This is a genomic window from Vibrio sp. 10N.261.55.C5 (genome assembly GCF_041470505.1).
Classification (GTDB): domain Bacteria; phylum Pseudomonadota; class Gammaproteobacteria; order Enterobacterales; family Vibrionaceae; genus Vibrio; species Vibrio crassostreae_C.
Genome location: NZ_JBFRMS010000033.1, coordinates 81,560 through 89,433, shown reverse-complemented (window position 1 = coordinate 89,433; position 7,874 = coordinate 81,560). Strand labels below are relative to the sequence as shown.

Here is a 7,874-nt window from a genome sequence, read left to right as displayed (position 1 = left end):
AGGCCTCCTCCTACTCGATTTTATCGATTTTGTCAGGGTGTTCAAAGGCTGATTAGAAATTTTGATAAAGAACAACGACAGAAATAGCCTGAGATACAGACTTAAGTAGGAGTGTTGTTGAAGAGGTAGCTTAACTAGGCTTTTACGTTGGTTCCCAGCGTGGAAATAGTATGCGTTTGACCACCGGCATTGTAGGTCATGCCAATTTTACCGTGGCTTTGCTGCATCATATTGCTGAGTTTTTTGAAGCTAAGGTGTGCTCGATTCAAGGCTTCGCCATTAACAAGGTTTGCTTGCTGGCAATCGTGCACTATCGACTGGATCTTTGTGACTAACTGAGCAAGTTCAGGATTCTCGGTCAGTTCTGAGATATTGGTATGGGTCGCGATTCGCTGATCGGTTGATCTTAATTGTTCAACAAGGACTACTTTTTCTTTGGCGATTCGCTCAATATCGTTTGATTGTCGGCTCGTAATAGCGGTTTTCTCTGAACTTAGTAATTCAGATAAGGCTTTGGCATTTTGAAGTTGAAAATTAACTAAATCTGCTAGTGCCGCCATAACGTAAACCTATTCATAACCTCGTATGCTTTAAGACAATCACTTCAATCAAAAGTGAGTGTTGGCTTAAAGACCTTTTAATTCATCTTCGAACTTGATCATGTTGTCTGCCAGTTTTTCTGGATCAACAGTGTATGAACCGTTCGCAATCGCTTCTTTGATCGCTGCTACTTTCACAGAATCAAAGCTTGGTTGTGCTGCCATATCTTGGTGGAGCTGACCAATCGCTTTGCCTTGTTGGCTAAGTGAAACCGCATCTTTGCTTGCTGGTGATTTAGTTGATACATCAGAATGTGATGCCTCAGAACTAGAATCAGAGCGTACTGCTGATCGGTTAGTGGTCGTTAGGGTTTGCCCTGAACGAATATTATCAATGCCTGCCATAGTTAAGCCTTTTTCTTCAAAAATGGGAACCTGTACAGTCAATATCGACCAAGGGTTCGAATACTTTAGCAATTTTTAGCTCAATAGTCGAAAAGCGACAAAACACCGCCGCCGTCACATTTGGCGTTAGAGTAGAGAGTGAAATCGCTAACGATACCGTCAATTTAGAAGTAAAGAATTAAAAGTAAACTGTGACTTCAGACATGCTGGTAACAATTCCTTCAATTATACGCTGTGATTTGTCATTTTTCACTCTTACTTGATCACCCATAGAGCCATCGGTAAGCGCAGTCCCTTTGGTGGTAATGGTCATGCCACCTTTTACTGCCTGTATGATAACCTTCTCGTTTCGGCACACGACACAGATATCACCTCTTTCTACAACATCGCCCGGTCTTAGGTTCTTTTTTACCTTAGCGCCGATGACTTGTTGTGGGGCTGTGAAACCTTGGCGACGAAACTTGTTAAGAGAAATCATAGCGGTGGTGATATCGTATTGACCGACGATTTCGCCTCTCGCGAGTGAACGAGTGGTGGTGACAAGGGGCACCGACATCGAAAGACGCACCGGTACATAAACGCGCCACTCATCAGGAACACATTGCACTAAAACCGTAATACTGCTGCGGGTATTGGTGGTGGTTGAGGCGCTGGTCTCTAAAGGCACTGGGCAGTCTGTCGCTTTGATTCTTGAGTCAACATTTGCTGAATTAACAAAGAGTTCGCCACCTTGTGGCTGCTCAACTGTATCAAGGATATGTTGCTCCGCTGCAGACTGAATCATCTCAATTTGTTCTGGGGTCGCAGCTTGTACAAAAAAACTAAACAATATTGATAAAATGCCGATAAACTTAGCGACAGTTTTAAAAGTAGCTCTACACATTGCTATGGAAAGAGGTGGCAAATTTGTTTTATAATACGTCATTCCGTTTCTCTGGTGGTTCGTAGCCTGCAGTAGACTAACACTTTTTATACAAAAAAGTTTGATATGGAGATGAGCTCATGACGGGTATTCTTGATTCGGTGAATCAGCGTACGCAACTCGTCGGTCAAAACCGATTAGAATTACTAACCTTTCGCCTAATGGGGCGTCAGCGTTACGGCATTAATGTCTTTAAAGTAAAAGAAGTGCTGCAATGCCCTAAGCTGACAAAGATGCCAAACTTGAACCCACTGGTTAAAGGTGTAGCACACATTCGTGGCCAAACGATCTCTGTGATCGACTTGAGCTTAGCGATTGGTGGCCGTCCTACAACGGATATTGAAAAGTGTTTTGTGGTTATCTCTGAGTTTAACCGAACCATTCAAGGTTTCTTGGTAAGTTCAGTTGAGCGCATTATTAACATGCACTGGGAATCGATTCTTCCGCCGCCAGATGGCGCAGGTAGAGCTAACTACCTGACAGCGGTAACCAACATTGATAATGAATTGGTAGAAATTCTTGATGTTGAGAAGATCCTTGCAGAAATTTCTCCTGTTGATGAAACAATGGACAGCAAGATTGCTGAAGATATTGCGAAAGTAGAACAAGAGAAAGAACTGGTTCGCCGCATCTTGATTGCTGATGACTCGACCGTTGCTCGTAAGCAGGTTCAACGTGCTATTGAGTCGATTGGTTTTGAAGTTATCTCGGTGAAGGATGGTAAAGAAGCCTACGAGAAGCTGATACAGATGTCATCAGAAGGCAGTATTTACGATCAGATTTCATTGGTGATTTCTGATATCGAAATGCCAGAAATGGATGGATACACGCTGACTGCTGAGATTCGTCGTCACGCCGAACTTAAAGATTTATACGTAATTTTACACTCATCGTTGAGTGGTGTATTTAACCAAGCCATGGTTGAGCGTGTTGGAGCTAACTCCTTCATCGCTAAATTCAACCCAGATGAGCTTGGTGCAGCTGTAAAAGCTGCGTTAACTAACTAAAAGAGACATTAATGACTGCTATAACAATAAGTGATCAAGAGTATCGCGATTTCAGCCGTTTCTTAGAATCTCAATGTGGCATTGTATTAGGTGACAGCAAGCAGTATTTAGTGCGCAGTCGTCTAAGCCCATTAGTAACGAAGTTTAAGTTAGCTTCTTTGTCTGATTTGTTGAGAGATGTAGTAACAGGTCGAAACCGTGAGCTGCGTGTGGCTGCTGTCGATGCCATGACGACGAACGAGACACTTTGGTTCCGTGATACTTACCCGTTTGCTGTGCTTGCGGATAAGCTTCTACCGGAAATAGCGGCAAATAAACGTCCTATTAAGATTTGGTCTGCGGCAAGCTCTTCAGGCCAAGAAGCATACTCAATGGCAATGACGATTCTTGAAACTCAAGCTCGTAAGCCAGGTATGCTGCCAAATGTATCGATTACCGCAACTGACATCTCAGCAAGTATGTTGGATATGTGCCGCACTGGCGCTTACGACAACCTTGCATTGGGACGTGGACTTTCTCCAGAGCGCCGTCGTACTTTCTTTGAAGATGCGGGCGATGGCCGTATGAAAGTGAAAGATAACGTCAAGCGCATGGTGAACTTCCGCCCTCAGAACCTGATGGACAGCTATGCATTGTTAGGCAAGTTCGACATTATTTTCTGTCGTAACGTGCTGATTTACTTCTCGCCTGATATGAAGTCAAAGGTACTTAACCAGATGGCAAATAGCCTGAACCCTGGTGGGTACTTACTATTGGGCGCGTCTGAATCGTTAACAGGCTTAACCGATCGTTTTGAAATGGTTCGCTGTAATCCAGGCATCATCTACAAATTAAAGTAACGAGCGGCACCGATATTAGGTGTAAGGTTACCGTCTAAATTTAAAACCCAGCCAAGTGCTGGGTTTTCTTTTTCCTGCTTAAGCTATATCTTTAAGTCAGAGTGACATTCCAATTTACTCTATTTTTTGGCTTGTTTATTGCAAGTTTACCCACGAGTAACCTGTAAAAGCATTGATAGACCGCCTTGTTTCAAAAGTTGGTATATATATTGCTTTGGTTATTTCATAACAGTCAGTTCTTGAGTTGAGGTTTACATGGCTATTTCTTTTGACAATGCTTTGGGCATTCACCAGCACACAGTTGGTGTACGTGAGCGTAACGCTGAGGTGCTTTCCACCAATATCGCGCAAGCAAACACGCCTGGGTATAAAGCAAAGGGATTAGACTTTAAGAAATCACTGCAAGCGGCAAGTTCTGGGGCAAGCATTGGTCTTAGCCGTACAGATGGTCGGCACATTTCTGCCTCAACAACGGTGAACGGGGAAACGAAGTATCGCATTCCTACCCAACCTGATACAGGAGATGGCAACACGGTTGATTTGGATTTGGAAAGAAACCTTTTCATGCAAAACCAAATTAGGCATCAAGCCTCTCTCGACTTCTTAGGAAGTAAGTTCAAGAATTTAACTAAAGCGATTAAAGGGGAATAATTAGATGAGTTTATTCAATGTATTCAATGTGACTGGTTCTGCGATGAGTGCTGAATCTGTTCGTCTAAATACGACCTCGAGCAACCTTGCGAACGCGGACAGTGTAAGTAGTTCTGCTGAAGAAACTTACAAGGCTCGTCACGCAGTGTTCGGCGCTGAGTTAAATAAAGCACGCAACAGTGGTCACACTGTGCCTGTGAAAGTATTAGGTATTGTGGAAAGCGATAAGCCGCTAAGCGCGGAGTACAACCCGGATCACCCATTAGCGAACAACGAAGGCTATATCTACAAGCCTAATGTCAACGTTATGGAAGAAATGGCAAACATGATTTCGGCATCACGTGCGTACCAAACAAACGTACAGGTTGCTGACTCGAGTAAACAAATGCTGCTGCGTACGCTGCAGATGGGTCAATAAGGATAAGGAGGTAGCACATGGCTGGAATCAACAACAATGTTGGTCAAAGCGGCTTGTCCTATGTTGACCAGCTGAAGAGTCTTCAAGATGGCGCTAAAAAGCCCGACGAAACAACAGGTAAGCAGGATCTTAAACAAGAAGACTTCTTGTCTTTGTTGACTAAGCAACTAGCACAACAAGACCCTTTCAAGCCGGTTAGCAATGACCAGATGATTGCGCAAATGGCTTCATTTGCGACCGTAGATGGCATTGGCAAAATGAATACACAGTTTGAAAGCTTGAATTCATCAATGACCTCTAACCAAGCTCTTCAGGCCTCCTCTTTAGTTGGGCGTGATGTATTGGTTCCTGGTGCGGCAGGTGTAAAACCCGGTGATGGCGGTATGGCGGCAATGGTTAAGCTTCCTCAGGCAATGGACAATGTAATGGTCCGTGTTGAGAACGAAGTTGGCCAATTGGTTCGCACATTTGATATCGGCTCTAAACCATCTGGTGATACACGTGTTGAATGGGACGGAAAAGACGAAGACGGTAACCCATTGCCGGCCGGTAAATACAACGTGAAAGCGTCGGGTTTGCTGGATGGCGAGAACACAGAGTTCCAAGTTTCCAGTTATGCGAACGTGAACAGTGTGCTTCTTGGTAAGGGCGATGGCAACGTACTACTCAATCTGGCTGGTTTTACATCGCCAGTACGACTTGCTGAAGTACTAGAAGTTGGTAAAGCGTAGCTCTTTATTGAGTGACTATGCTAGCTAGATAGATTAGGAGAATAATGGAATGTCATATGTAGCTTTAAGCGGCCTATCCGCTGCACAATTAGACCTGAATACAACCAGTAACAACATTGCGAACGCGAACACATTTGGCTTTAAAGAGTCTCGTGCCGAGTTTGGTGATGTTTACTCAAGCTCGTTGTTCACTAACGCAAAAACGACGGCAGGTGGCGGTGCGCAAGCTAGCCAAGTGGCGCAACAGTTCCACGAAGGTTCAAGTATTTATACGAACAACCCAATGGACTTACGTGTAAGTGGTACAGGTTTCTTTGCAGTATCGAAAGACCGCATGGTGCCAGAGATTAACGAATTAACGCGTAATGGTGCATTTCACCTAAACAAAGACAACTACATGGTTACCGCTAATGATGAGTTTCTTTTAGGTTACGATGTTGATCCAAACTCGGGGGAAGTTCTTTCTTATGCGCCAAAGCCTCTCGACATTCCTGCTGAGTTTGGTAAACCAAAACAGACAGAAAACATTGAAGTAGGGGTTAACCTTCCTGCAAACGGTGATCTTAAAGACCCGGCTGCATTTAACTTCAAAGATGCTGATACTTATAACCGTGCAACGTCTTCGACGGTATACGATTCTATGGGTCAGTCTTACAAGTTAACGACTTACTACCTCAAAGATCAGACTCAACCAAACACTTGGCAAACGTACTACACCATGTCAGATGAGAACGGTGAAAAGCCGGTCAACATTACTGGTGGTGATGCGACGAATGCACAAGGTCATGTTGGTCACACAATGAAGTTCAACAATGACGGTACGTTAGCAAGCCTAAACAATGGTCAGCCGATTAACTCGGAACCACTGGGTGCTGGTGCGAACCCTATTGACTTGAACGGTGCTGATCCAACTCAAGTGCTTAAGTTTGGTTTAGATTCTTCAACTCAGTTTGCCGCTCCGTTTGAATTGACTAAGTTTGATGAAGATGGCGCGACAACAGGTTTCTTAACAAAAATTGATTTCGATGAGTACGGCAGTGTTCTAGGTACTTATTCAAATGGTGAAAACGTGATGCTTGGCCGTGTAGGCTTGGTTCGTGTACCAAATGAGCAAGGTCTGGATAAGAAAGGCGGTACTCAATGGGATTCTACCAACGACTCTGGTGACAAGATCTGGGGTGAATCGAACAAAGGTTCATTTGGTAGCATCAACAACGGCTCGCTAGAGCAGTCGAACATCGATATGACTCAAGAACTGGTTGATTTGATTTCTGCTCAACGTAACTTCCAGGCGAACTCGCGTTCTCTAGAAGTACACAACCAGCTACAACAGAATATTCTTCAGATTCGTTAATCGTTTAAAGCGTTTGAATCATCTGCGAATACCCAATTCAATGTTATTGAATTGGGTATTGTTGTTTGTCTTTTTATTTGCCGCCCCTATTGCCGCCCGGTAATGCCACTGGCAACAATTCTTCCTCAATGATCCTTTGATGATCACCCTTCTTGTTCGTTTTCTATTTAAGTTATTGATAAATAACAGTTAAAAATATTGGCACAGTGTTTGCTTTATTAGCCCCAGAAGATGATTTTTGGAGCAAAATTATGGATCGCGCACTGTTTCTTGCCATGAGTGGCGCTAAGCAAAATATGCAAGCTTTGCAGCTACGTGCAAACAACCTTGCCAACGTAAGTACAACGGGTTTCCGTGCTGATTTAGCACAGGCACGTTCAATGCAAGCGTATGGCGAAGGCATGCCTACTCGTGTTTTCAGCATGACAGAGCGTCCGGGTCATAATTTCGCTCAGGGTAGTGTGGTTACTACTGGCCGAGATCTAGACGTTACCATTCAAGGTGATGGTTGGATTTCAGTGATGGACAATACTGGCCGTGAAGGTTTAACACGTAACGGTAACCTAAGGGTTGACCAAAACGGTTTACTAACCAACGCAAGCGGTCACTTAGTGCTTGGTGAAAACGATGCACCAATCACGCTGCCAATCCCAATCAGCAAAGTAGAAATTGGTACAGACGGTACGATTTCGGTGATTCCTCAAGGCGCTCCAGCTGAAGAATTGGCCGTGGTTGATCGTATTAAGCTTGTACGTCCAGACAACCAAAGTTTGTTTAAAGACACGAATGGTCTATTCCGTTCGAAAAACCCAGATCAGGCATACGAAGCAGATGCAGCGGTAACGTTGCTAAAAGGTGCTATCGAAGGCAGTAACGTAAATGCCGTAGGTGAAATGACCAGCCTAATTGACTTACAACGTCAGTTTGAAATGCAGGTCAAAATGATGAGCACAGCAGAGGAAATGGACAAGTCGTCTGATTCACTGCTTCGTATGAGCTAATAGAATT

At 44.0% G+C, this 7,874-nt stretch carries 10 protein-coding genes; 7 read left to right on the top strand and 3 right to left on the bottom strand.

Annotation, left to right across the window (positions count from 1 at the left end):
- Positions 1–134: 134 nt before the first annotated feature.
- From AB4263_RS13550 to flgA, 3 genes are all read right to left on the bottom strand, one after another.
- Complete coding sequence (locus AB4263_RS13550) at positions 135–560, bottom strand: flagella synthesis protein FlgN (protein WP_017062264.1); 426 nt, start codon at positions 558–560, stop codon at positions 135–137.
- 66 nt (positions 561–626) lie between these two features.
- Entirely contained in the window at positions 627–944 is a 318-nt protein-coding gene (gene flgM, locus AB4263_RS13545) for a flagellar biosynthesis anti-sigma factor FlgM (protein ID WP_017071819.1), read from the bottom strand.
- Positions 945–1,122: 178 nt separating this feature from the next.
- On the bottom strand, positions 1,123–1,869 hold the full coding sequence (flgA, locus tag AB4263_RS13540; protein ID WP_372098362.1) for a flagellar basal body P-ring formation chaperone FlgA: 747 nt from the start codon (positions 1,867–1,869) through the stop codon (positions 1,123–1,125).
- Between the two features lie 77 nt (positions 1,870–1,946).
- Here flgA and AB4263_RS13535 point away from each other — a divergent pair, with 77 nt between their 5' ends.
- From AB4263_RS13535 to flgF, 7 genes are all read left to right on the top strand, one after another.
- Positions 1,947–2,873: a chemotaxis protein CheV gene (locus AB4263_RS13535; protein WP_017066180.1), complete on the top strand. Its 927-nt coding sequence runs from the start codon at positions 1,947–1,949 to the stop codon at positions 2,871–2,873.
- 11 nt (positions 2,874–2,884) lie between these two features.
- A complete protein-coding gene (locus AB4263_RS13530) occupies positions 2,885–3,712 on the top strand; it encodes a protein-glutamate O-methyltransferase (RefSeq protein ID WP_004736174.1) in 828 nt (275 codons plus the stop codon).
- Positions 3,713–3,967: 255 nt separating this feature from the next.
- On the top strand, positions 3,968–4,363 hold the full coding sequence (gene flgB, locus AB4263_RS13525) for a flagellar basal body rod protein FlgB (RefSeq protein ID WP_004736175.1): 396 nt from the start codon (positions 3,968–3,970) through the stop codon (positions 4,361–4,363).
- Between the two features lie 4 nt (positions 4,364–4,367).
- Complete coding sequence (flgC, locus tag AB4263_RS13520) at positions 4,368–4,781, top strand: flagellar basal body rod protein FlgC (protein WP_004736176.1); 414 nt, start codon at positions 4,368–4,370, stop codon at positions 4,779–4,781.
- A 17-nt stretch (positions 4,782–4,798) separates the two neighbouring features.
- Positions 4,799–5,512: a flagellar hook assembly protein FlgD gene (flgD, locus tag AB4263_RS13515; RefSeq protein WP_010439286.1), complete on the top strand. Its 714-nt coding sequence runs from the start codon at positions 4,799–4,801 to the stop codon at positions 5,510–5,512.
- Between the two features lie 49 nt (positions 5,513–5,561).
- Positions 5,562–6,866, top strand: a complete 1,305-nt coding sequence (gene flgE, locus AB4263_RS13510; RefSeq protein ID WP_017062260.1) for a flagellar hook protein FlgE — start codon at positions 5,562–5,564, stop codon at positions 6,864–6,866.
- Between the two features lie 251 nt (positions 6,867–7,117).
- The gene (gene flgF, locus AB4263_RS13505) at positions 7,118–7,867 is read left to right on the top strand and encodes a flagellar basal-body rod protein FlgF (protein ID WP_017056855.1); all 750 of its coding nucleotides are present in this window, start codon (positions 7,118–7,120) and stop codon (positions 7,865–7,867) included.
- Positions 7,868–7,874: the final 7 nt, after the last annotated feature.

Coding starts and splice junctions, on each gene's coding strand:
- AB4263_RS13530 (WP_004736174.1), top strand. CDS start 2,885: ATGACTGCTATAACAATAAGTGATCAAGAGTATCGCGATTTCAGCCGT.
- flgC (WP_004736176.1), top strand. CDS start 4,368: ATGAGTTTATTCAATGTATTCAATGTGACTGGTTCTGCGATGAGTGCT.
- flgE (WP_017062260.1), top strand. CDS start 5,562: ATGTCATATGTAGCTTTAAGCGGCCTATCCGCTGCACAATTAGACCTG.
- flgD (WP_010439286.1), top strand. CDS start 4,799: ATGGCTGGAATCAACAACAATGTTGGTCAAAGCGGCTTGTCCTATGTT.
- flgM (WP_017071819.1), bottom strand. CDS start 944: ATGGCAGGCATTGATAATATTCGTTCAGGGCAAACCCTAACGACCACT.
- AB4263_RS13550 (WP_017062264.1), bottom strand. CDS start 560: ATGGCGGCACTAGCAGATTTAGTTAATTTTCAACTTCAAAATGCCAAA.
- flgA (WP_372098362.1), bottom strand. CDS start 1,869: ATGACGTATTATAAAACAAATTTGCCACCTCTTTCCATAGCAATGTGT.
- flgF (WP_017056855.1), top strand. CDS start 7,118: ATGGATCGCGCACTGTTTCTTGCCATGAGTGGCGCTAAGCAAAATATG.
- flgB (WP_004736175.1), top strand. CDS start 3,968: ATGGCTATTTCTTTTGACAATGCTTTGGGCATTCACCAGCACACAGTT.
- AB4263_RS13535 (WP_017066180.1), top strand. CDS start 1,947: ATGACGGGTATTCTTGATTCGGTGAATCAGCGTACGCAACTCGTCGGT.